At 65.7% G+C, this 22,725-nt stretch carries 20 protein-coding genes; 12 read left to right on the forward strand and 8 right to left on the reverse strand.

Translation table 11 applies throughout. From position 1 onward, the window contains the following. Nucleotides 1-2: 2 nt before the first annotated feature. Together OHQ90_RS04695 and lppU are read right to left on the reverse strand one after the other, a co-directional pair. A complete protein-coding gene (locus OHQ90_RS04695) occupies nucleotides 3-1,532 on the reverse strand; it encodes an MFS transporter (RefSeq protein ID WP_328407674.1) in 1,530 nt (509 codons plus the stop codon). A gap of 63 nt (nucleotides 1,533-1,595) precedes the next feature. After that, on the reverse strand, nucleotides 1,596-2,243 hold the full coding sequence (lppU, locus tag OHQ90_RS39340; protein WP_442941313.1) for an LppU family putative lipoprotein: 648 nt from the start codon (nucleotides 2,241-2,243) through the stop codon (nucleotides 1,596-1,598). A 238-nt stretch (nucleotides 2,244-2,481) separates the two neighbouring features. Between lppU and OHQ90_RS04710 the strand changes: the two genes are divergently transcribed. The 8 genes from OHQ90_RS04710 (at nucleotide 2,482) to OHQ90_RS04745 (ending at nucleotide 11,560) form a co-directional block, all read left to right on the forward strand. Beyond that, complete coding sequence (locus OHQ90_RS04710) at nucleotides 2,482-3,018, forward strand: DUF6764 family protein (protein WP_328407680.1); 537 nt, start codon at nucleotides 2,482-2,484, stop codon at nucleotides 3,016-3,018. A gap of 59 nt (nucleotides 3,019-3,077) precedes the next feature. Next, a complete protein-coding gene (locus OHQ90_RS04715; RefSeq protein WP_328407682.1) occupies nucleotides 3,078-4,355 on the forward strand; it encodes a serine hydrolase domain-containing protein in 1,278 nt (425 codons plus the stop codon). Nucleotides 4,356-4,466: 111 nt separating this feature from the next. Beyond that, complete coding sequence (locus OHQ90_RS04720) at nucleotides 4,467-5,786, forward strand: cytochrome P450 (RefSeq protein WP_328407684.1); 1,320 nt, start codon at nucleotides 4,467-4,469, stop codon at nucleotides 5,784-5,786. A gap of 366 nt (nucleotides 5,787-6,152) precedes the next feature. After that, nucleotides 6,153-7,070: a L,D-transpeptidase gene (locus tag OHQ90_RS04725; protein WP_328407685.1), complete on the forward strand. Its 918-nt coding sequence runs from the start codon at nucleotides 6,153-6,155 to the stop codon at nucleotides 7,068-7,070. A 180-nt stretch (nucleotides 7,071-7,250) separates the two neighbouring features. Next, on the forward strand, nucleotides 7,251-8,180 hold the full coding sequence (locus OHQ90_RS04730; RefSeq protein ID WP_328407687.1) for a carbohydrate ABC transporter permease: 930 nt from the start codon (nucleotides 7,251-7,253) through the stop codon (nucleotides 8,178-8,180). Between the two features lie 71 nt (nucleotides 8,181-8,251). Beyond that, nucleotides 8,252-9,043 (forward strand): carbohydrate ABC transporter permease, encoded by a 792-nt coding sequence (locus OHQ90_RS04735; protein WP_328412548.1) that lies wholly within the window; start codon nucleotides 8,252-8,254, stop codon nucleotides 9,041-9,043. A gap of 19 nt (nucleotides 9,044-9,062) precedes the next feature. Then, the gene (locus OHQ90_RS04740) at nucleotides 9,063-10,391 is read left to right on the forward strand and encodes an ABC transporter substrate-binding protein (RefSeq protein WP_328407689.1); all 1,329 of its coding nucleotides are present in this window, start codon (nucleotides 9,063-9,065) and stop codon (nucleotides 10,389-10,391) included. A gap of 92 nt (nucleotides 10,392-10,483) precedes the next feature. Further along, entirely contained in the window at nucleotides 10,484-11,560 is a 1,077-nt protein-coding gene (locus tag OHQ90_RS04745) for an ABC transporter ATP-binding protein (protein ID WP_328407691.1), read from the forward strand. 66 nt (nucleotides 11,561-11,626) lie between these two features. Here OHQ90_RS04745 and OHQ90_RS04750 read toward each other — a convergent pair whose 3' ends face one another. The 3 genes from OHQ90_RS04750 to OHQ90_RS04760 all read right to left on the reverse strand — a co-directional run bounded on the left by OHQ90_RS04750 (nucleotide 11,627) and on the right by OHQ90_RS04760 (nucleotide 14,958). Next, entirely contained in the window at nucleotides 11,627-13,645 is a 2,019-nt protein-coding gene (locus OHQ90_RS04750; RefSeq protein ID WP_328407693.1) for a M13 family metallopeptidase, read from the reverse strand. A gap of 73 nt (nucleotides 13,646-13,718) precedes the next feature. Beyond that, nucleotides 13,719-14,096 (reverse strand): DUF397 domain-containing protein, encoded by a 378-nt coding sequence (locus OHQ90_RS04755; protein WP_328407695.1) that lies wholly within the window; start codon nucleotides 14,094-14,096, stop codon nucleotides 13,719-13,721. A gap of 10 nt (nucleotides 14,097-14,106) precedes the next feature. Next, on the reverse strand, nucleotides 14,107-14,958 hold the full coding sequence (locus OHQ90_RS04760; protein ID WP_328407697.1) for a Scr1 family TA system antitoxin-like transcriptional regulator: 852 nt from the start codon (nucleotides 14,956-14,958) through the stop codon (nucleotides 14,107-14,109). Nucleotides 14,959-15,106: 148 nt separating this feature from the next. Between OHQ90_RS04760 and OHQ90_RS04765 the strand changes: the two genes are divergently transcribed. Next, the gene (locus OHQ90_RS04765) at nucleotides 15,107-15,622 is read left to right on the forward strand and encodes a hypothetical protein (protein ID WP_442941314.1); all 516 of its coding nucleotides are present in this window, start codon (nucleotides 15,107-15,109) and stop codon (nucleotides 15,620-15,622) included. Here the strand turns inward: OHQ90_RS04765 and OHQ90_RS04770 are convergent. Together OHQ90_RS04770 and OHQ90_RS04775 are read right to left on the reverse strand one after the other, a co-directional pair. Next, the gene (locus OHQ90_RS04770; protein ID WP_328407699.1) at nucleotides 15,619-16,161 is read right to left on the reverse strand and encodes a DUF4190 domain-containing protein; all 543 of its coding nucleotides are present in this window, start codon (nucleotides 16,159-16,161) and stop codon (nucleotides 15,619-15,621) included. The genes OHQ90_RS04765 and OHQ90_RS04770 overlap by 4 nt on opposite strands. Nucleotides 16,162-16,450: 289 nt before the next feature. Beyond that, nucleotides 16,451-17,242: a pirin family protein gene (locus OHQ90_RS04775; protein WP_328412552.1), complete on the reverse strand. Its 792-nt coding sequence runs from the start codon at nucleotides 17,240-17,242 to the stop codon at nucleotides 16,451-16,453. A 259-nt stretch (nucleotides 17,243-17,501) separates the two neighbouring features. Between OHQ90_RS04775 and OHQ90_RS04780 the strand changes: the two genes are divergently transcribed. Then, nucleotides 17,502-17,963 (forward strand): NUDIX hydrolase, encoded by a 462-nt coding sequence (locus tag OHQ90_RS04780; RefSeq protein ID WP_328407701.1) that lies wholly within the window; start codon nucleotides 17,502-17,504, stop codon nucleotides 17,961-17,963. A 1,016-nt stretch (nucleotides 17,964-18,979) separates the two neighbouring features. After that, nucleotides 18,980-20,326 carry an MFS transporter gene (locus tag OHQ90_RS04785; protein ID WP_328412554.1) on the forward strand — a complete coding sequence of 449 codons (1,347 nt, stop codon included), beginning with the start codon at nucleotides 18,980-18,982 and terminating at the stop codon, nucleotides 20,324-20,326. Here OHQ90_RS04785 and OHQ90_RS04790 read toward each other — a convergent pair. Beyond that, the gene (locus OHQ90_RS04790) at nucleotides 20,300-20,842 is read right to left on the reverse strand and encodes a hypothetical protein (protein ID WP_328407703.1); all 543 of its coding nucleotides are present in this window, start codon (nucleotides 20,840-20,842) and stop codon (nucleotides 20,300-20,302) included. The genes OHQ90_RS04785 and OHQ90_RS04790 overlap by 27 nt on opposite strands. Before the next feature lie 215 nt (nucleotides 20,843-21,057). On the opposite strand from OHQ90_RS04790, the gene OHQ90_RS04795 reads away from it, so the two are divergent. Continuing rightward, nucleotides 21,058-22,656 carry a DUF4185 domain-containing protein gene (locus OHQ90_RS04795; protein ID WP_442941315.1) on the forward strand — a complete coding sequence of 533 codons (1,599 nt, stop codon included), beginning with the start codon at nucleotides 21,058-21,060 and terminating at the stop codon, nucleotides 22,654-22,656. The last annotated feature ends 69 nt before the right edge of the window (nucleotides 22,657-22,725 follow it).

A 22,725-nucleotide genomic window follows, 5' to 3' on the forward strand; every position in this document is an offset into this window, starting at 1 on the left:
GCTCATTTTTCGTTGACGGCCGCTTCGTGCACGGCGGGCGCCACCGCGGGACCCGACATTCCGCACTGCGGCATGCAGTCGACGTTGTCCAGCAACGGTGTATGGCGCGGCTGCCGCAACAGCAACGCGGCCAGCAGCGCGCCCGCCACCAGCAGGCCGACACAGATCCACATGGCGACACCGAACCCGCGATCGAATTCGACCGGGTCGCTCAGCGATCCGGAGATCCCGGCCAGCCCGGGCAGCGCGGCGACGGCGAGCAGCTGAGCGGTGCGGGCGACGGCATTGTTCACACCGGAGGCGATACCGGCCTCACTGGAGGGCACCGCACCGAGCACCGCACCGGTGAGCGGGGCGACGAGCACCGACAGGCCGAGGCCGAACAACAGCACGCCGGGCAGCACGTCGGTCACATAGGTGGTGTCCGGTCCGATGCGCAGCAACAGCACCAGCCCACCACCCGCGAGTAGCGGTCCGGCCGTCATCGGGATGCGTGGACCGTGTACCTGGGCCCATCGGCCCGCGGGCGCCGAGAGCACCAGCATGATCAGCGTGACGGGGACAGTGGCGACGCCCGACATCAATGGCGAGTATCCGGCCACCAGCTGCAACTGCATGACCAGCAGGAAGAAGACGCCGCCGAGGGCGGCGTAGACCGCGAGCGTGACCAGATTCGCCGCGGTGAACACCCGCCCGCCGGAAGGGAACGGCCCGGAGGCGACGGCTTGCGCAGCACTCGCTTCCCGCGTCATCGACCCGGTGAACAGCGACGGCGGCACCAACGGATGATCACTACGCACTTCGATGACCACGAACAGCGCAAGCAGCAGCAGGCCCGCGACAACGAGCAGCGGCATCTCGTCGATCAAACCGAAGGTCAGCGCGCCCAGCGCCAGCGCGACCACCACCGCTCCCGGAATATCCAGGCGCGCGGCGGCATTCGGATCGTGACTTTCCGGCACATGCCGCAGCGTGACCAGCACGACGACCAGTGCGAGCGGCACATTGATGAAGAAGATGGACTGCCAGCCCGCCACGTCGATCAGCCAGCCACCGAGGAACGGGCCGAGCGCACCGGCGACGCCGCCGAACCCCGACCACAGCCCGATCGCCGCACCCTGGTCGCGCTGATCGATGGACGAGGAGATCAGCGCCAGGCTGCCCGGTGTCAGCATGGCGCCCGCCACACCCTGCAGGATGCGGGCGAAGACCAGCATCTCGATGTTCACCGCGGCACCGCACAGCACCGAGGCGATGGCGAAACCGATGGTGCCCCAGACGAAGACCTTGCGGCGGCCGAGGCGATCACCGAGCGATCCGCCGAGCAGGATGAACGACGCGAGCGTGAGCGTGTAGCCGTTGAGCGTCCACTGCAGGCCGGCGACGTCGGTGTTCAACGACTCACCGATGCGCGGCAGCGCGATGTTGACGACGGTGGCATCGAGCGAGGCCACCGACGACCCGAGGATAGTGGCCAGCAGGATCCAGCGGCCCTTGGCCGAATGTAATCGGGGTAGCTCCAGGGTGCTCACCCACCCAACCTAGCCGCAGGGCCAGGAATCCGCCGGTGACCGCTGCTGGGGATACCTGCTGGTTCAGAGCTCCTGAACGCAGACCACGAAATGCCTGACCGGGTAGGTGAATCCGGTGCCGCTGCTGCAGGCGCCCGCATCGTCGGCGTTCTGCTGGATGTTGGTCACCTTCACGCGCTGGGTGCCGCGCTCGGTGCAGTCGATGCGCTTGGGATCCTCGCCGCCGACATCCATACAGCCGCCGACGACCCAGTCGATATCGAGGCAGAGCGCGCCCTGCTCGATGCCGTTCAGAGTTTCCGCATAGTAGTTGTCGCGGTCGCTGATGCACTGGCTGTTGTTCGGAGCCTTGCCGACGACCTTGTAGTTCGATACCCGACTGCCACAGGATGCCTTGGCGATGGTGGCGTCGGCCACCGTGCCGCCCAGGGTCACGCAGTCACCGACGTTGGCCTCGAAGTCGGTGCTGCCGCCGCGATCCGCCGAAGTCGGCGTCGGCTTGCCCGAGGTGGGCCTGCCAGTGGTCGGCCTGCCCAACGAGGTCTTCGGAGTGCTTGTTGTCGATAGCGCATCGACCGTTCCATTGTTCATCGCAGGCTGTGCGGAGCCACTGATAGTGGAGCCACATCCCGCCACAAAGATCGCGGCAACAGCGGCAACCGCCGCGACGGCGGCGACCGCGAGCCGCCCCGAGTGAAGTCGACCAGACACGTAACAGTCCTCCCGAGCTGTAACGCTCCGAACTCACACCCCCGTCAGAATCCGAAGTTGATAATGCAGAGCTTGAATACCACGCCATGCATACACCATGCGCGGCGCGCACGTCGAGTCGAAGACGGCACGGCGCCTGGTCGGTACCCGCGGTACGACGCAGCGGCCCACCAGCCGAATCGCATTCCCAGCAACCGATCTGAGTAGGGTGGTAATTCCCATGTGAAAGGAGTTGTCCGTGAAGCTGATCAGCACAATCGTCTGCACGACCGCCACGATGGGCACCTCCTTACTGCTGCCGGCAGTGGCCTCAGCAACCGATGTGCACTGCTCATCGGACCAGGGAATCGACATCACCGTTATCGATGGACGCGCCGCATGCCGGGCCGCGAGCGACACCTCCGGCCGAGCCCGCGCCGCGGGGTACGACGGCGTCGGCTACGCGAAGGCGACCTTCGGCGCGATCGCGTTCGGGATCGGCGCCGCCGGTGGCGTCGGCGCGAGCGAAGGGGCAGGCGGGATTCCGATCGCGATCGGAATCGGCAGGGATGCGGTGGCCCTGACCTCGATTGCCGATCCTGGCGGGCGCGGCGCGGGTGCGCCGATCCTCGCGGTGTCGATCGCCTTGGACGGATCGCGCGCCGGTGTCGAATCCTTGGACAACACCGTGGTCTGCCTCGGATCGGCGGCACTCGCCTGGAGTTCGACGACCGGCGCCACCTGTCTGGCAACTCCGTTCGGTCGCTGGCAAACCGCACCCGCCGCGATAGGCTGAACGTCCGGCCGCTGAGTTCGTGCCCGCTTCGGCCGTCCCCAGGTCAGGAGGTGCGAGGCATGGTTTCTGCCTTTCAACCATCCGGCAGGCGACTGGCAGCGCCCCGGGAAATGCTCGTCGACCCGAGGTTCGTCCGGTTGGCCGACCACTTCTTCGGCATGTTCACCCAGCCCAACCGCGGCGGCGGCGCCCTCGCGATCTATCTCGCCGGCCGGCCCGTCGTCGATATCTGGGCCGGGTGGGCGGCCAAGGATCGCCGCTGGAACGGCGGCAACGTGGCACTCACCTTCTCCACCGGCAAGGGTGTCGCCTCCACCGTGGTACACCGGCTGGCCGAACGCGGCCTCATCGACTACGACGCACCGGTGGCCGAGTACTGGCCGGAGTTCGCCGCGCACGGTAAAGCCGACATCACGGTGCGCGATGTGCTCTCGCACCGGGCCGGGCTGCACCGGGTGCGGGGGCTGGTGCCCGGCCGCGAAGGCATCCTCGACTACGACGCGGTGGTGCGGGCCCTCGCCGAAAGTCCGGCCGACCCGCGCCGCATCCGCTCCTCCGGCTATCACGCGATCACCTTCGGATGGCTGGTTGCCGAGATCGTGCAGCGGGTGACCGGTGATCCGTTCACCGATGTGCTGCGCAGGGAGATCGCCGTACCGCTCGGCAGAGATGAATTCTGGTTCCGAGTACCGGAATCCGAGCGCTACCGGATCGCGAAGATCTTTCCGCACCTGAGTCCGCCCGGAATCCGTTGGAACACCGCATCTTCAGTGCTGTCGTGGGTGCGGCCGAGCCGCGGACTCGCCGAGGCGGGCATGCCCGAGAGCTTCGATGAGCTGGTCCGCGATCCTCGGGTGCACGATGCGGTGATGCCGGGATGGAACGGCGTGTTCTCGGCACGCGCACTGGCCGAGATGTACGGTGCGCTCGCCAACGGCGGGCGGGTCGAGGTGGATCGCGGCACGCAGGGGATCGAAACCGTGCAGCTGCTGAAGCCGGAGACGATCGAAACCATCAATCAGGTGCAGCCGTCCGAAAACCGCGACTACGTGCTCGGATTCCCGCTGCGCTTCACCCTCGGCTATCACCGTCCGGTGCTGATGTCCAAACAGCAGCCGCGAAAAGCCTTCGGGCACTACGGCATCGGCGGCTCCGGCGCTTACGCCGATCCCTTGCTCGGCATGTCGATCGCCTTCGTCACCAACCGGCTCGGCAATGCCGTCACCGCGCTCGGTGACGCCCGGCTCGCGAAGGTCGCGGCCATCGCAAGCAACACCGTGCGCAAGTATCGACAGGCCACGCAGGTCGCCGTCGATCCGATCGAGCCGCCGGACTGATGCCACACGTCGAACCGCGAAGCCGATGAGTTCGTACCTATAGATATGAACGTCGGTCCGTCGCATGGTGGGGACGAACCAGCACCGGATGTCCCACGGGCACCGAGGCTGGTGGTCGCACACGCACTTGCGGCGGGCATCGATTTCGAGCGGTACTTCCGCTGGCGCCGCGCGCACGAGGGAGATCCGTTCTTCGTGCGCTTTCCCGGCCTCGGTTCGGTCCTGTTCACCGGAACGCCCGAAGGCGCCCGCGAGATGTTTCGCGCACCGCCCGACCTGCTCGAACCGCCGCGGCCGAATCCGATCGAACCGCTGGTCGGCAGCGCGTCGCTGATCCTCGCCGCGGGCGAGCGGCACCGGCAGGACCGGACCTTGCTCGCGCCCGCCTTCCACAGCGCCCGGATCCGGGCATACAGTGAGCTCATCCGCGATTCGGCGCTGGCCGAAATATCCGGTGACACAGCAGGATCCGGCCCGGCCTGGCGGCCGGGCACGCGCATCGACTCACGGGCGGCCGCGCGGGCCATCACGCTGCGGGTCATCCTGGAGGCCGTCTTCGGAGTGGACAGCCACGAGCAGCGGGCCGCGTACAACAGCGCAATCGCCGAATTCCTCGCCGCGTTTTCCGGGCCGCTGATGCTGCTGCCGGTGCTGCGCCACGGACTGTTCGGACAGGCGCCGTGGGATCGGTTCGTCGCGGCGCGCGACCGGCTCGACGCACTGATCCTGACCGATATCGCCAGGCGCAAGAACGAGGCGAGCCGATCGGCCGACATCCTCGGAATGCTGCTCACGACGTGTTATGACGACGGCACCGCGATCTCCGACGCCGATCTGTGTGACCAGCTGCGCACCCTGCTGGTCGCGGGGCACGAGACCACCGCGACCACGCTGGTGTGGGCACTGTTCCATCTGCATCGGGAACCAGCGGCCTTGGGACGGCTACGCGCGGAAATACAGGCCGCAGGCCCCGAGGCGACGCCGCTGGAGCTGGCGGGTCTGCCCTATCTCGACGCCGTGTGCCAGGAAACGCTGCGTCTGCATCCCACGGTGCCGATCGTGCTGCGCCGGGTCACTGCGCCGTTCTCGCTGCTCGGAGTCCCACTCGCGGCCGGCGACACCATGGGCATCGCGGTGCCGCTGCTGCATTCCGAGCCCCGGGTGTGGGCGGAGCCCGAGCAGTTCCGGCCCGAGCGATTCCTCGAGCGCCGGTACGGGCCGTTCGAGTTCGCACCGTTCGGCGGCGGTCACCGGCGCTGCATCGGCGCATCGTTGGCCGACTACGAACTGCGGATCGTGCTGGCGACAATCCTCGGCCGGGTTCGGCTGCGACTGGCGCCGCGCTATGCGCGTAGGCGGGCGCCGCTGTCGGTGCCGCACAACATCGCGACCGGTCCTCGGCGGTCGATCCCCTTCGATGTTTTGGCGTGATTTACATCACGAACCCGTTTGGTGTCAGCTACAACCGTCCACCCGGTCGGCTCCACATCCACATCGAGACTCGCCGCTGTGACCGGCGACTTTCGCGAAAGTTGGTGATCGCCAACAACATCTGTGGCGCACGCCACAGTGAACACTTGGATCGAATCAATGTGAAAAGCGGGTGGCCCCGAGCCGCGCCCGACGGTAGGAATGGACGTCAGGGGCGGGTGCGTCAAATGCCCGCGGGGCCGCGTCATGGGCTCCGCGCTTCATCCGCGGGGCCATGTCACTGGTTCCGCAACACATTCGTGGGGTGCCTCCAGAGGCTCCGCGCCTATGAAAGATCTCGCTCGCTACCGGCGGATGAGAAATGGAATGGACGAGAAACCTATGCATGTCGCTTTGCACACCAGGTCGTTGTCGTCTGCACACCGGGGAGCGCAGCTAGCCCGCCGGATCCGGCAGGGCGTCCTGTTGTCCGCGGCGATCGCGACGGTCGGCGCCGCGCTGGTCGCGCCCGCGCAGGCCGCACCGCTGCCCGGGGGCTCCGGCTCCTCTTCCCCCGCAGCCACCGATCAGACGCCGAAGGCGAACTTCGCGCCGCCGTCGATCAACATCGCCGACGGCGAGACCGTCGGCGTCGCGCAGCCGATCATCATCAACTTCACGGACCCGGTCACCGATCACGCCACCGCCGAGAAGGCCATCAAGGTCACCTCGTCGACTCCGGCGCCCGGCCACTTCCGCTGGGTCAGCGACAAGCAGGTGCGCTGGCGGCCGAACGACTTCTGGCCGGCCAACACCGACGTGACCGTGCAGGCGGGCGACACCCGCAGCGCCTTCCGCATCGGCGACGCGCTGGTCAGCACCGCCGACGACACCACGCACACCATCACGATCACCCTCAACGGTGAGGTCGTGAAGGAAATGCCGACCTCGATGGGCAAGACCAAGCACGAGACCCCGAACGGCACGTACTACGTCGGCGAGCAGCTGCGCAAGATGACGATGGATTCGTCCACCTACGGCGTCCCGATCACCGATCCCGAGGGCTACAAGCTCGAGGTCGAGTACGCAACGCGGATCTCCAACAGCGGCATCTTCGTGCACGCCGCCCCGTGGTCGGTTTCGCAGCAGGGTGTTTCGAACGCCAGCCACGGCTGCCTGAACGTGAGCACCGAGAACGCCAAGTGGTTCCTGGAGAACACCAAGAAGGGCGACCCGGTCGTTGTGCAGAACACCAACGGCGGCACCCTGAGCGCGAGTGACGGCTTCGGCGACTGGAACGTGTAGAGCTAGCGACAGCGCATGGGCCCAGCAACTGGGTGACCGAGAGCCGAACACTACGATCAATTCGGGCAAAGTCCGATCGTAGTGTTCGGCTTTTGTTTCACTAGGTCGGTGGTTGGAAAGTTCAGCGGGTTGACGGGTGATGTTAACCGGTCGTTTGCTATCTTCCGTAGAGTGCGCGCTGTGCGAACCAGCCCCGAGCGTGTGCTCCCGCAACTCCGAGGTCGCGGAGGACGGGGGCGGCCGTGGCAGGACTACGCGCTGTTCTTCGTGTTGCTGGTACCGAATCTCGCGTTGCTGTCGCTGTTCGTCTATCGACCACTGCTGGACAACATCCGGCTGTCGTTTACCGACTGGAACATCTCCGACCCCTTCGTGACCTACATCGGGTTGGACAACTACCGCGAGTGGTGGGGCCGGTCGGATTCCTGGCAGATCGTCACCAACACAGTGGTTTTCACCGTGGCCGCCGTCGTCGGAAGCATGGTTGTCGGCCTGGCGCTGGCGCTACTGCTCGACCGTAAACTCTTCGGCCGCAACGTGGTCCGCTCGGCCATCTTCGCGCCGTTCGTCATCTCCGGCGCCGCCATCGGCGTGGCGTTCCAGTTCATCTTCGATCCCAGCTTCGGCCTGGTCCAGGATGTGCTGCACCGCATAGGCGTGGACGAGGTGCCGGATTTCTATCAGGACCCGCACTGGGCGATGTTCATGGTGACGGTGACCTATATCTGGAAGAACCTCGGCTACACCTTCGTCATCTATCTGGCCGCACTACAGGGCACTCGGGCCGATCTGATGGAGGCGGCCGAGATGGACGGCGCGAGCCGGTGGACCACCTTCACCAAGGTGCTGCTGCCGCAGCTGCGCCCGACCACGTTCTTCCTGTCCATCACGGTGCTGCTGAACTCGCTGCAGGTCTTCGACATCATCAACGTGATGACACGGGGCGGACCGCTCGGCACCGGAACCACGACGATGGTCTACCAGGTCTACGAGGAGTCCTTCCGGAACTTCCGCGCCGGATACGGCGCGACCGTGGCCACCATCATGTTCCTGGTATTGCTGACCATCACGCTGATCCAGGTGCGGATCATGGATCGAGGCGAGCAGTGAAACACGTCGGACCGACCACGTCTTCGTACCAGACGCGGCAACGGCTGGTACGGCTGCTCGGCTACGCCGCCATGCTGTGCGTGCTGATCATCGTCGGCGTGCCGCTGTTCTGGATCATCATCACCTCGTTCAAGGCGCGCCCGGACATCTACACCCAACCCGCCGTGTACTGGCCGCACAGCTGGCATCCGGAGAACTACGAGGAAGCCACCACCGCGCTGCCGTTCTGGACGTTCCTGCGCAACTCGCTGATCGTCACCGGCGTGATCGCCGCGGTCAAATTCGTGCTCGGCATCCTCAGCGCCTATGGGCTGGTGTTCCTGCGCTTCCCCGGCAAGAACGTGGTGTTCCTCGTCATCATCGCCGCGCTGATGGTGCCCAACCAGATCACCGTGATCTCCAACTACGCATTGATCGCCCAGCTGGGCTGGCGAAACACCTTCCAGGGCATCATCGTTCCGCTCTGCGGCGTCGCCTTCGGGACGTTCCTGATGCGCAACCACTTCCTCTCGCTGCCGGTGGAGGTGATCGAGGCGGCCAGGATGGACGGCGCCAATTGGTGGCGACTACTCACCAGGGTGGTGCTGCCGATGTCCGGGCCGACCATGGTTGCCTTCGCTGTTGTCACGCTGGTCAACGAGTGGAACGAATACCTCTGGCCGTTCTTGATGGCCGACGACACCACCGTCGCCACCCTGCCTGTCGGCCTCACCCTGCTGCAGAACACCGAGAATCCGAGCGTCACCAACTGGGGACCGGTGATGGCGGGCACGCTGCTCACCATGCTGCCGATTCTGCTGGTGTTCCTGCTGCTGCAGCGCCACATGATCAAGGGCCTCACCTCGGGTGCGGTCAAGGGTTAACCGATACAGGAGAAACCACGTGTCCACTTCACAATTCCCCGCACTGTCGCGGCGCGGATTCATCGGTCTGGCCGGCGCGGTCGCCGCGGGCGCGGCGCTCACCGCCTGTGCGGGCAGCGGCGGTGGCGGCAAGCAGTCCGGCGACGCCAACACTATTACCTTCTGGTCGAACCACCCTGGCACCTCGAAGGAACTCGAGACCGAGCTGATCAACCGGTTCCAGGCCCAACACCCGGACCTGAAGGTCAACCTGGTCGATGCGGGCAAGAACTACGAGGAGGTGTCGCAGAAGTTCAATGCGGCGCTCTCCGGTGGCGACCTGCCGGATGTCGTTGTGCTGTCGGACGTCTGGTGGTTCAACTACGCCCTCAACGGCACCATCGAACCGCTGGACGCGCACTTCGGCGACGCAGGTGTGAAGCTGGAGGACTACGTCGACTCGCTGGCCGCCGACTACGTGTTCAACGGCAAGCACTACGCGCTGCCCTACGCCCGCTCGACACCGCTGTTCTATTACAACAAGGACGTGTGGTCGAAGGCCGGCCTCCCGGACCGGGGACCGCAGAGCTGGCAGGAATTCGACGAATGGGGCCCCAAGCTGCAGCAGGTCGTCGGCGAAGGCAAGCTCGCCTACGGCTGGGGCGACGCGAAAAACTACCTGGCCTGGACCTTCCAGGGCCCGAACTGGACCTTCGGCGGCGCCTACTCCGATCAGTGGACGCTGAAGTTCACCGATCCTAAAACCATCGCGGCGGGCCAGTTCCTGCGCGACATGATCCACACCAAGAAGTACGCGGGCATCAAGCCACAGATCGCGGTCGACTTCGGCACCGGCGTGATCGCCTCCACCATCGCCTCCACCGGCGACCTGAAGGGCATCAAGAAGAATGCCGAGGGCAAGCTCGAATTCGGCACCGCGTTCCTGCCGCACCCGAACGGACCCGGCGTCACCACCGGTGGTGCGGGCCTTGCCATTCCGTCGCGTATTCCCGACCAGCGGAAGGTGAACGCGCTCAAATTCATCGAGTTCATCACCAATGCCGCGAACACGGCGTATTTCTCGCAGGGCACCGGATACATGCCGGTGCGCAAGTCGGCCGTCACCGATCCGAGCGAGGTGGACTTCCTGGCGAAGAACCCGAACGCGAAGGTCGCCATCGAGCAGCTGCCGCTGACCAAGTCGCAGGACTACGCCCGCGTGTTCGTACCGGGCGGAGACCAGATCATCGGCACCGGGCTCGAGCAGATCGGTCTGCAGAACGCGGACCCGGCAACGGCTTTCGCCAATGTATCCAGCCAGCTGCAGGCGATCATCGACCGCCAGATCACACCGAAGCTGCCCAAGTAATTTCGCCAACCCCCCATCGGACAACGCGCGAGCATCCGGCCGGGCAACAACCTGCGTGACCGCGCAGGCCATCTCACAAGGAGATCGACAGCATGGCAACAGTGCACTTCGACGGGGTGACGCATCTGTATCCCGGTGCGCCGACGCCTGCTGTCGATAGCCTCGACATCGATATCGCCGACGGGGAATTCATCGTCCTCGTCGGCCCGTCGGGCTGCGGCAAGTCGACCAGCCTGCGCATGCTCGCCGGACTGGAGTCGGTCGAGGCGGGCCGAATCCTGATCGGCGGCAAGGACGTCACCGGGCTGCCGCCGCGGGCGCGGGATGTGGCGATGGTGTTCCAGAGCTATGCGCTCTACCCGAATATGACCGTCGCGCAGAACATGGGCTTCGCCCTGCGCAATGCGGGAATGAGCAGGGCCGACACCATAGTTCGCGTGCAGGAAGCCGCCAAGATGCTGGAGCTGGAACCCCTGCTCGACCGCAAGCCCGCGAAACTCTCCGGCGGCCAGCGCCAGCGAGTCGCCATGGGCCGAGCCATCGTTCGGCGTCCACAGGTGTTCTGCATGGACGAGCCGCTGTCCAATCTGGACGCGAAGCTACGGGTCAGCACCCGATCTCAGATCGCCGCCCTGCAGAAGCGGCTCGGCACCACCACGGTGTACGTCACCCACGATCAGGTCGAGGCGATGACCATGGGTGACCGGGTCGCGGTGCTGCGCGACGGCAAGCTGCAGCAAATCGCTGCGCCGCGCGAACTCTACGACAATCCGGTGAACACCTTCGTCGCCGGTTTCATCGGCTCGCCGGGCATGAATCTGCTCGACGCACCGGTGCGCGAGAACGCCGCGGTGCTCGGCGACCTGCGAATTCCCTTGCCGCACAGTGTGCAGACCGATCGCGTTGTCGTCGGCGTACGCCCGGAATCCTGGGAAGTCACCACCGAACCCGACAGCCTTGCCGTCGCCGCCGAACTCCTCGAGGAACTCGGCGCCGAGTCCTTCATCTACAGCCACGGCATCACCGAGGAGTGGAACAGCCACTCCGGCAAGGTAGTTGCCCGCGTGGACCGCCGCTTCCAGGTCGCCCTCGGCGATCAGCTGCGGCTACGGCCCAAACTCGACGAGATCTTCTTCTTCGACGGCGCCACCGAGCTGCGCCTGCGCTGACATCGGACCATCGGGAGCACCCCGGCATCCCGGCCTGACCCGGGATGCCGGGGCTCGGTCGAGCAGCTACCAGATCCGGACGCGCTCGGCCGGGTCCAGATACAGGCTGTCACCCGGCTTGACGTCGAAGGCTTCGTGGAAGCTGTCGATATTGCGAACCACGGCGTTGCAGCGGAATTCGGGCGGGGAGTGCGGGTCGACGGCGAGACGGCGGATCGCTTCCTCGGTGCGGGCCTTGGTGCGCCACACCTGGGCCCAGCCGAAGAAGACGCGCTGCAGGCCGGTGAGACCATCGAGCTCCGGGGCCTCGGCGCCCGCCAGCGAAATCTTGTAGGCCGCGAGCGCGATCGACAGACCACCGAGATCGCCGATGTTCTCGCCGATGGTGAACTCGCCGTTCACGGTGTGCTCGTCGGGCAGATCCTTCGGCGAGAGCACGCTGTACTGATCGATCAATGCCTTGGTGCGCTTGCCGAATTCGGTGCGGTCGTCGTCGGTCCACCAGTCGATCATGTTGCCGTCGCCGTCGTACTTGGCGCCCTGGTCGTCGAATCCGTGCCCGATCTCGTGACCGATCACCGCGCCGATACCGCCGTAGTTGGCGGCGTCGTCGGCATGCATGTCGAAGAACGGCGGCTGCAGAATGGCGGCGGGGAAGACGATCTCGTTCATGCCGGGGTTGTAGTAGGCGTTCACCATCTGCGGGGTCATGAACCACTCATCGCGGTCCACGGGGCCGCCGAGCTTGTTCAGGTCGCGGTCGTGCTCGGCGGCATGGCCGCGCCGGTAGTTGCCGACCAGATCGGCGGGATCGATGACGATGCCGGAGTAGTCGCGCCACTTGTCCGGGTAGCCGATCTTCGGGGTGAACTTCTCCAGCTTGGCCAGCGCGGCCGCCCTGGTGTCGGGGCCCATCCAATCCAGTGCGGCGATATTGCGCCGGTAGGCCTCCTGCAGGTTGGCAACCAACTCCACCATCCGCGCCTTGGCCTCGGGCGGAAAATGCTCGGCCACATACAGTTTGCCGACCGCCTCGCCGAGCAGATCCTGCACCAGCGAGACGCCACGCTTCCAGCGTTCCCGGTTCTCCTGCGCGCCGGTCAGAGTACGCCCGAAAAAGTCGAAGCTCTCCTCGACCACCGCGTCGGTGAGATACGACGCGCGCGAGCGGATCACCCGCCATGCGGCCCAGGCCTGCCAGTCGGCCGTCGACTCCGCGGCCCAGGTCTGCGCGAAGGTCCGCACATAATCCGGCTGCCGCACAATCACTTCCGCGAAGAGCTCGGGGCCGGTTGCCATGACGCCTTCGGCCAGGGCCGAAGTCCATGCGGTCCAATCGAATTCGGGATTCTGGGTGGTCAGCTCGTCGAAGGTGGTCAGGTTGTAGCCGAGTTCGGCGTCGCGGCGACGCACCACGTCCCAGTGCCCGGCCGCGAGCTTGCGCTCCAGCTCGAACACCTGCTGCCCGACGGTGTCCAGATCGTCCGGCAAGAGACCCGCGAGCTGTGGATCAGCGGCGGCCAGCGCGAACATGCGGCCGATATGCGCGATGTACTTGGTGCGGATCTCGGCGAATTCGTCCTGCCGGTAGTAGGACTCGTCGGGCAGGCCGATCCCGGACTGGGAGGCATGCACCAGATACCGGTTGGAGTCCTTGTCGTCGGTGTCGACGTAGAAGCCGAGCGCGCCGCCGACACCGGTGCGCTGCAGTCGGCCGAGCAGTGCGGCGAAGGCGCTCCGGTCGGCGACCTCCTTGATCGCCGCGAGCTCGATGACGATCGGCGCGAGCCCGACGGCCGTCACGGCCTCGGTGTCCATGAAGCTCGAGTACAGGTCGCCGATCTTGCGGGCATCGCTGCCCGGCTCGGATTCGGATGCCGCCGCGTTCTGGATGATCGTCTGCACGTCGAGTTCGGCCTGGTCGTACAACGTCCGGAAGGCGCCGTCGACCGCACGATCCGCCGGTATCTCGTAGGTGTCGAGCCAGGCGCCATTGACGTGCGCGAACAGGTCGTCTTGCACCCGCACGGCCGCGTCGAGGTAGGACAGGTCGATACCGGAGGGACTGGTCAGCTCGGAAGTCACGATCTCCAGTATGCCGATCGCAGCGACCGGGCGCCGGAGGGTTGCCCCGGCCGCGGTGCGGCCGGGGGAGTGATCATGCGGGCAGAATGATGCGGTTGAATTCGCCGTCGTGAACGCCGGCGAGGAAGGCGTCCCACTCTTCGGGGGTGTAAGTGAGGGTGGTTTCGCCGCGGCGGAGCGTGGTGTGCCCGTCGGCGGAGGTGCTCGCGGTGAGATCGCTGTGTGTGCGCCCGCGGACAATGGTGTCCAGGAACGAGGTCCACTGGTCGGCAGTGATGGTGATGATGGGCTCTTCAGCGGGGCGGTTGGCCGGGTTACGGCGGTATTTGCTGTCTCGGATGAGGACCGCATCACCATCGAACCGGACCTCGACGCATTGGTTGCCGTTGTTCGATCGAGTCGATGTGAACCAGCCGGTAGAAACCGACCGGGAGGTAGCGGTGGTGGCCATGGGCAGAATTTTACACTCCGGCATACCGGCTGATCAGGGCCAATGACTCGTCACGGTTCAACGATTGCTCCAGTGCGCGCACGTACGCGAAGCTCAGATCGCGCACCTGTTCGGGGTCGTCGACGGCGCCGCCGAACACCGCGCTCTCCGCCCAGCCGAAGGTCGGCAGTTGCTCACCCGCGAAGTCGATCAGATGGAAACTCGAGCCGCCGAGCACCGCGCCCGCGGTGGCGGAGAACGGGATGACGCGCACCTCGATGCTGTCGAGCTCCTCGATCAGTGCGGCCAGGTGCTCCAGCTGTCCGTAGAGCACCTTCGGTCCGCCGGTCTGCTGTAGGAGGGTGCCCTCGCCGATCACGGCGGTCAGCTCGATGCGGTTTTTGCCGCGCAACCGCTCCTGGCGGCGCATTCGGATGGCGACCAACTGCTCGACCTGCACCGGCCTGATCATCACATCGGCGCTGATCAGGGCCCGGGCGTAGTCCTCGGTCTGCAAGAGCCCCGGGACGACAAGGCTGTCGTAGCTTCGGATGCTCTGCGCGCCGGACTCCATGCCATAGAGCCGCTGCAACTCCGGGCCGATCAGTGCGGAAGACTTTGCCCACCAACCGCGCTGCTTGCTGGCCTCGAGCAGGGCGAGCAATTCCTCGCGCTCCTCGACGTCGACCTCGAGCAGCTCCAGCACCGGGCCGATGGTGTTGGTGGTCAACACTCGTCTGCCCTTCTCGACGTGCGACCAATTGGCCGGGGTGAAGCCGACACGTTTGGCGAAGGTGGCCGAATCGAAGCCCCGTTGTTCGCGCAATTCGCGCAGGCGAAGCACCAGTTCCCAGCGGGCAACGGTAGGCGAGACGGGTGCCATGACAGGCGATGCTACGCCGGTCGACTTACCGGCGTGTGACTATTGTCAAGCATGTTGTGCAGGTCTAGGGTCGATTTCAGCGGCAGATCCACGAATCATTTTCGATCCACTTCATTTCGATCAACTGAGCATCGAGGCGAGGTTCGTCATGAGCACAACAGATAGCCACGAAGTGTTCGGACAGACCCGTGTGCAGCCGATGTCGCCCGGACAGGAATTCGCGACCACCCAAGAAGCCATCACGCGCTGCCGCGGCTACCGCAAGGACCACGGGCTCTACGGTGTCGTGGATCCCGCGCTCGGGCGCATCATGCTGGAAGTCGGGGCGGTCGGGGCGGTGGTCATGCCTGCGGTACTCGGCGAACACGTGCGCGACCACCTCGGCGCGCGCAACGGCCCGATCATCGCGCACCCGCGCTCGGGCCGCTGGACCTTCCTGACCGGACCCACCGACAATTCGTACCTGGACATGGCCCTGTTCTCCGACCTGTTCCGGGTCTGCGCCTCGGTCGCGCTGCCGGGCAGCAATATCGTGCTGCCCTCACCCGCGGACGAACACAGCGGTTACCGAACCTGGATCGCAGCGCCCGAGCGCGACTTCCGACCCGAACTCGCCGAGGTCGTCGCCGCGACCCGGGCTTGCACGGCGCTGCGGCGTCACTAGGTCGGGACCGGCGCAGGCGTAATGGTCACGCTGTACTTGGTCTCCAGTGTTCGGTTCCAGTCCCGCGTGCACTGGTCGATCTTGGCTTGATCATCGCCCGCCTTGTTCACGCAGTCGAGGAAGTCCTTGCCGCCGGAGTCGACGAACAAGCTCCAGCCGACAATCGACAACAGAATCGCGGCGGCCAGCGACAGCACACCGAGGATCAGACCGGTGACGGCCATGCCGGTGCCACCCGCTGTGCCCGAACGCGTCTTCACGAACGCGATCAGGCCGAAGATGATCGCGAAGGCGCCGAAGACGTAGCCGCCGACAAGAGTCCAACAGGTCAGGAAGGCGATGATGCCGAGCACAAGCGCGGTAATCGCCAGACCCTTGCCCTTGGGCGACTCTTGCCAATAGTTCGGCTGACCCTGCTGGTACGGACCCGGCGGCGGGTACTGACCGGGTGGCGGATATTGACCGGGCGGTTGATATTGACCAGGCGGCGGATATTCGCCGGGCGGTGGATACTGACCAGGCGGTGGATGTTGCGACATGGACTTCCTCTCAGTCCCGCGGGGTATGCACACGGCAGTCCCCTACTGATCGCGCTCCCTACTGAGGGATGTTAATGCCGCGAACGTCGTTCGAACGTTGAACATGACCTGAAACCCTGCGCTGCGCCGAGCGAAGGCGAGGCCACCGCCTTACTGGAACACCGGCCGACGAAGTCGGTCCTGAACCGCACTCGGCCCGAGCGAAGGCGAGGCCACCGCCCCAATAGAACACCGGCCGACGAAGTCGGTCCTGAACCGCGCTCGGCCCGAGCGAAGGCGAGGCCACCGCTTACTGCGCGCCGAGGCGCGCATGCATCTCCCAGACCAGCACTTCGGAGGGCCTGCGCGCGATGACCCGCTGGCCACCGGACCTGGTCAGGCGCACGGCGTCGCCCTCATAAAGTGTCCCGACGCCTTCCATTTCGACCTCGCCGCGCGCGATGAACACATGCAGGTAGGGCGCGTCGGGTAGGTCGATCGTTTGCTCGGTGTCGTCCGGCTCCGATCCCGCCATTCTGGCCACATGCAGCGCGGAATGACTGCTCGCGATCGCAATGGCGGTCTTGTCGCGGTAGCGCGCCAGCCCGGAGGCCACCGTCACCAGACGGCCGCCGGCCAGTTCGTCGTCGATCTCGAGTTGCTGGTAGCCCGGCGTCAGCCCCGGCTCGTCCGGAACCACCCACATCTGCACGAAATGCACAGGCTCGTCGTGTTCGGCGCTGTTGCCGTCCAGCCGCCAGGAGTCGTTCTTCTCCGAGTGCAGAATGCCGGTGCCCGCACTCATCCGCTGCGCGAGACCCGGGTAGATGATGCCGCTGTGGCCGAGCGAATCCTGGTGCACCAGGCTGCCGCCGAGCACCCAGGTGACGATTTCCATATCCCGGTGCGGATGGGTATCGAACCCCTGACCGGGGGAAACAATGTCCTCGTTATTGACGAGTAGCAGGCCGTGATGGGTGTTGTCAGGGTCGTAGTGCTCACCGAAGGAGAACGAGTGCTTCGAATCGAGCCAGGACACGCGCGTTTTCATGCGGTCGCCGCCACGATGGACATCGATGTGTGGTGTCGTGAGTGTGGACATCATGGTCCTCCTCTCGGGACCGTGCACCGATCACCTTTCAGGGTAGGAGCACTTCAGTCGCGGTACTCCGAATTCCTAGTAAATTGTCCTGCACTCGGCATTTTACGCGAGCGACCAGCGGGTGAACGGCAGGCGAGCAGAACCGATCGGTAGGTCGCCGCGTTGGGCCGACCGGCTCGACACCGGAGCAGCGCATCCCACCGCCGGAGGCCGCCTTCATAACATGATGTGCCACAACGGAACCGGAGGTGAGAACCAGATGCGACCCGAAGCGCTCGCCGACATCGAGCGGCAGCTGCGCGACGAGGCGCGCCGCGACGACATCTCCGATTTCGTCGTCGGCGTCGCCGTGTTCCGCGACCACAAACTCCTGCTGGTGCGCCGGGTCCCGGACGACTACCGCGGCGGCCTGTACGAACTGCCCGGCGGCGGAGTCGAATCCGGGGAAACCTTCGCCGAATGCGTGGCACGGGAGCTGTTCGAGGAGACCGGCCTGCGCGTACGCAACATCACCGATTTCCTCGGCGGGTTCGACTACGCCACCCGAACCAAGGCCAGGGTCCGCAAGTACAGCTTCGTGGCGGAGGTAGAACCCGGCGAGGTGGCCCTTGCCCCCGGCGAACACGACGCCTTCGCCTGGATCGACGCCACCGCCCTCCCCACCCTCCCGATGGCGCCCGACATGCGAAAAACAGTCAGCATGCTCGTCGACATCTCCTGACCACCGCACCCAACTGACGACTCTTACCAGCGTCCGTTCACAACCAACTCACACGGCAAGTGCCTCCGACGTCACCCCGAGAGCACCACCCACAACCCTCCCGACGACACCCCCTCACGAGCGCAGCAAGATCCCCGGCAGCCGCAGCACAACCGACACAGTCGCAAGCTCGCCACTGACACGCCCCTCCGCACGATCACACCTTCCGCGCAGCGACACCCCAGACTTTCGCAACCGGTCCCACCCACAACAGCCGCGGCACGCCACCCAAGTCGCAAGCTCAGCTTCCAGCACCCCCACCCCGCACGATGACACCTTCCAAACGAACCGAGACCCAGCACCAGCGTTCACGGCCGTCCCACCTTTCACAACAGCCGAAGCGCATCCACCGAAGTCGCAAGCTCAGCTACCGACGCACCCACTCAGCACGATGACGCCCGCCGAGCGCAGCGAGATCGAGCACTGGAGTTCGCGGCCCGTCTCGCATCCGAGCTGTCGAAGCGCACGCGCCGCAGTCGCAACTATCCGCACCGTCGCACCTTCTCGGCGTGATGGCACCTTCCGAGCGCAGCAGACCTGGCACCAGAGTTCGCAGCGGCGTCCGGCCGCACAGCAGCCCAAGACCATCCATCGAAGTCGCAAGCTCAGCTACCGACGCCCCCGCTCGGCACGATGACACCTTCCGAGCGCAGCAACACCGAACATCAGAGTTCGGGGCGTATCCCACCTCTACAGCCGCCGAAGCGCCTAAACCAAAGTCGCAAGCTCAGCTACCAACGCCCCCACACGGCACGATGACACCTTCCGAGCGAAGCGAGACCCAGCACTAGAGTTCGCGGCCCGTCTCGCTTCCGAGCCGTCGAAGCGCATGCGCCGCAGGCGCGAGTCTCGACGGCTCGGAAGCGAGACCAAGGGGGCCGCGAACACGCAGCGCCGCAGGCGCTGCCAAAAAAACACAGCGAACACGCCGCGCCGCAGGCGCGGCAAATCAAACACAGTAGCCTCGCGGCGTGTCTATTGGTCGCTCCGAGAGCTCCATACCTGCGGATGAGCGGCACGTTTCGCTGCGAAGCGTGCTACGTGAAAGCCCCGGTGTGCTGCGGCTGGCGATGGTGCGTTTCACCGGGCAGTTCGGTGACGGCATGTTTCAGGCGGCGCTGTCGGGGGCGATTCTGTTCAATCCCGAGCGGGAAACCGATCCGCTTGCGATCGCGGCGGCCTTCGCGGTGTTGCTGCTGCCGTACTCCCTGATCGGCCCGTATGCCGGGGCGCTGCTCGACCGGTGGGATCGACGCGCGGTGTTGCTGGTGGCCAATGTGCTGCGAGCGGTCCTGATCGGCGCGGTGAGCATCGGGCTGTTGGCGGGTGCGGGTGCGAAACCGCTACTGCTGCTTGCGCTTGCGGTGGTCGGGATCAGCAGATTCGTGCTGTCCGGTGTGTCGGCAGCGCTGCCTCGGGTGCTGGACCAGCACTGGCTGGTTGCCGCAAATTCGGTGCTCGCGACGGTTGCTTCGGCGTGCGCGGGCGTCGGGGCCGCGGCGGCGGTGTCGATCATCGGACTGATCGGTGCAGGCGATGCTGCTTCAGCGCTCGCCGTGGCGATCAGCGGCGTCTGGTCGATCGTGGGTGCGGTTCTCGCGGCCGGGTTCGCCGCCAGGGTGCTCGGTCCGGAGCGGAAGAACACGGCCGAGGAGAGCGCGGTGCGGGCCATCGCCACCGGCCTGCGCCACGGTGCCGCAGCGGTCTGGGGATCGGTGCATGTCACTACCGCGATGCTCGGTATCGGCGCGCACCGGATCGTGTTCGGCACCAACACGCTGATCATGGTGCTGGTGCTGCGTCAGGCCCCGGCCGACGGCAGCACCATGAACAATGGGCTGACGCGGTTCGGGCTTGCCATCGGTGCGGCCGCGGCGGGCATGCTGGTCGCCGCGATCGTGGCGCCATGGCTGATACCTCGGCTCGGTCGGCCGCGGACAGTGATCGCCGGGCTGCTGACAGCGACGCTGGTCCAATTGGTGTTTGTCACTCCCACTGCGGTCGCCGCGGCCGGTCCCGGCGCGCACCGAGCGCATCAATTGCTGCTCGTCGGTGCTTTTCTGTTCGGATTGGCAGGGCAGACGATCAAATTGACCGGTGATGCGACGATGCAGATCGATATTGATGACACGCGGCGCGGCCAGGTATTCGCGTTGCAGGACACGGTCTTCAACATTGCCTTCGTCCTGGCGATCGCGATCACGGCGCTGGTGATCCCGGCCGACGGACGCTCGCTTGCCGTGGTGATTGCGGGTGCCGGAATATATTGCGCCGGAATAGCGGCCATCGCGCTCAATTCACGGCGCAGACCCACTACCCTCTGACGACTCGCCGACTCCCCCTTCGAAATTGAGCTGTTCGGCTGTATGGTCGCCCGTTGCGGCGCGTTGGTTGGGTAATGCGCCGATCTGATCCAGCGGCACCAATCGGTCGGCGAACGCCGACGGATAGCCGAGCGGCGCATCGGATTCCGCCGGTGCTGTGCCGATTCCCGCACCGACATCATGGTCCGACGCCGGGCCGGTACGCACGATCCAATCGAGCTGCTCGCTGCCCGCATCGGACGCGGAGCCGGTGACCAGGTGATTCCACGTGCCGAGGCCGGAGGGGTCGGTATAGAAATGATCGAGGACGCCATCCTCGTCCAGATCCAGCGCCGCCACATCGGCGATGCCGGCGCCGTGGGAATCCCATAGTGCGTCATCGGCGAGGCCGTCACCGTCGAAATCCAGTTGCAGTGCATCGGCGACGCCAGTGTCCGACAGCTCCAAATCCGCCTGGCTGGACCAGACATGAACCGTGCCGTCACCCGTCCCGAACACGTACTCGATCTCGCTCATGTCTTTTTGGACGCAACGGGTCCGCTTTCGGTTCCCTGCTGAGCCGGATCGATTCAATTCGCTCGCCCTCCCGCATTCGGACCCCGAGGTCCGATAAGGTTGATCTTTCGGCAACCCGATTCGACAGGGAGGCAAGAACACATGCGATTTCTGCCGAACAGGTCGCGAGCGTTCCTACCCGTCGCCGCGAAGTGACGACAGAAATACGACCCGACGTGACATCCCGAATCGGCGTCACTTCTTCTGGTACCCCCACACTGTTCGGCGTGCTCCTCGCGGGACTGCTCGCGGTGCCCACACCCGCGCAGGCAGCGCCGCACCCATGGGCGCCGCCACCGGTGAACAGCTGCGGCGAGACCGGCTTCGACCCACTCGCCCGAGAGCCGGACCCGAACGCACCACCGCCGCCGCCCTTGCCGCCGCGGATCGATATCCCGATACCGATTCCGCAGTTCACGCCGGTCCCGGTGCCCGATCCGCCGCAGGACAACACCCGCATCGATCCCGAGCCACTGCCGGCGGACCCGTGCGGCAATCCGTGCCCGGACATTCGCGACTCGCCCAGACCGCAGGAGAGCAGCACCGACCCGGACCCAGTCCCCGGCGCTGTTCCGCAGAGCGGCTCGAGTTCCGGCTCGGGCTCAGGTAGTGGCTCCGGGTCGGGCGGGCCGATCACGTTGCCGCGCATCGAGATCAAGCCCGAGATCGAGCCCATTCCGATCGCCGTAACCGGCCGCGAAGGCGCGCCTGCGCAACCCGCGCCACCGCCGGTGGTGCATCCGGCCGAACGCGGCGCGCTCGCCCCAGCGGTCGCCGCGCCTCGAGTGGACTCGGTGCGGCTGGTCGGGCAGCTGACCGGACACGGTTCGGAGAACCGGACCGACATGCGCTGGCAGGTCGACGGCACCGATCTCGGTCTGATGTGGGAGACGAAGCCGGGGGAGGTCGCCGTGGCGTTCGGCGACACCTTCGGCACCGGCTGGGGCGGTGGTGGCATGGGTGGTGAAGACCAGGATTGGCGTAGCAACGTGCTCGGCTACAGCACCGATCGCGATCTGTCCGACGGCCTGACCATCGACACGATGGTCCAGGACAGCCGCTGCCACGCCGTCGAATTGCTGGGCAGCCGCAAGATCAAGAACTGGGAGACGACCACCATCCCGACCTCCGGGTTCGCGATCGGTGATCGCCAGTACCTGAGCTACATGTCGGTGAACCGGTGGAGCCGGATCCCTGGACTGTGGTGGACCAACTACGGCGGCCTCGCCTACTCCGATGACAACGGGCGCACTTGGACCAAGGATCAGCATGCCAAGTGGGACAACCTCTTCGGCATCGGCCGCTTCCAGGTGGCGGCCATGGCGGTGCAGGGTGATTACGTCTACATGTTCGGCACCCCCAACGGTCGTATCGGCATGATCGGGTTGGCCAGGGTGCGGAAGGCCGAGGTGTTGAACAAGTCGGCCTACCAATACTGGGTCGGCGGAACGTGGGCGCCGGCCGCCGAAAACCAGTCCACCCCACTGTTTCTCGGCATGGCCAGCGAGTTGTCGGCGCGCTTCGATCAGGCCTCGCAGCAGTGGCAGATGGTGTACCTGGATTCGGCGCGCGGCGCCATCGTGATGCGTACGGCTGCCGCGGCCCAGGGCGCCTGGACCGATGCGGTGCCGCTCGTCTCGACCTCCGACTATCCGAAGTCCTATGGCGGCTTCATCCATCCGTGGTCGACGGACAAGGATCTCTACTTCACGATTTCGGCGTGGGACAGCTACAACGTGTATCTCATGCATGCCCAACTGGACCCGCCGAGCTGACGCGACGCCGCGATCGATGACGTACCGGGACGTTCGGTACCGTACGCGATGTGATCGGTACTCAGAACG

Source organism: Nocardia sp. NBC_00403 (assembly GCF_036046055.1).
Taxonomy (GTDB): Bacteria; Actinomycetota; Actinomycetes; order Mycobacteriales; family Mycobacteriaceae; genus Nocardia.

Excerpts from the sequence above, each read along its gene's own strand:
- OHQ90_RS04765 (WP_442941314.1), top strand. The coding sequence starts at position 15,107 with ATGAGCACAACAGATAGCCACGAAGTGTTCGGACAGACCCGTGTGCAG.
- OHQ90_RS04790 (WP_328407703.1), bottom strand. The coding sequence starts at position 20,842 with ATGAGCGAGATCGAGTACGTGTTCGGGACGGGTGACGGCACGGTTCAT.
- OHQ90_RS04770 (WP_328407699.1), bottom strand. The coding sequence starts at position 16,161 with ATGTCGCAACATCCACCGCCTGGTCAGTATCCACCGCCCGGCGAATAT.
- OHQ90_RS04780 (WP_328407701.1), top strand. The coding sequence starts at position 17,502 with ATGCGACCCGAAGCGCTCGCCGACATCGAGCGGCAGCTGCGCGACGAG.
- OHQ90_RS04715 (WP_328407682.1), top strand. The coding sequence starts at position 3,078 with ATGGTTTCTGCCTTTCAACCATCCGGCAGGCGACTGGCAGCGCCCCGG.
- OHQ90_RS04735 (WP_328412548.1), top strand. The coding sequence starts at position 8,252 with ATGCTGTGCGTGCTGATCATCGTCGGCGTGCCGCTGTTCTGGATCATC.
- OHQ90_RS04725 (WP_328407685.1), top strand. The coding sequence starts at position 6,153 with ATGGACGAGAAACCTATGCATGTCGCTTTGCACACCAGGTCGTTGTCG.
- OHQ90_RS04760 (WP_328407697.1), bottom strand. The coding sequence starts at position 14,958 with ATGGCACCCGTCTCGCCTACCGTTGCCCGCTGGGAACTGGTGCTTCGC.
- OHQ90_RS04755 (WP_328407695.1), bottom strand. The coding sequence starts at position 14,096 with ATGGCCACCACCGCTACCTCCCGGTCGGTTTCTACCGGCTGGTTCACA.
- OHQ90_RS04745 (WP_328407691.1), top strand. The coding sequence starts at position 10,484 with ATGGCAACAGTGCACTTCGACGGGGTGACGCATCTGTATCCCGGTGCG.
- OHQ90_RS04775 (WP_328412552.1), bottom strand. The coding sequence starts at position 17,242 with ATGTCCACACTCACGACACCACACATCGATGTCCATCGTGGCGGCGAC.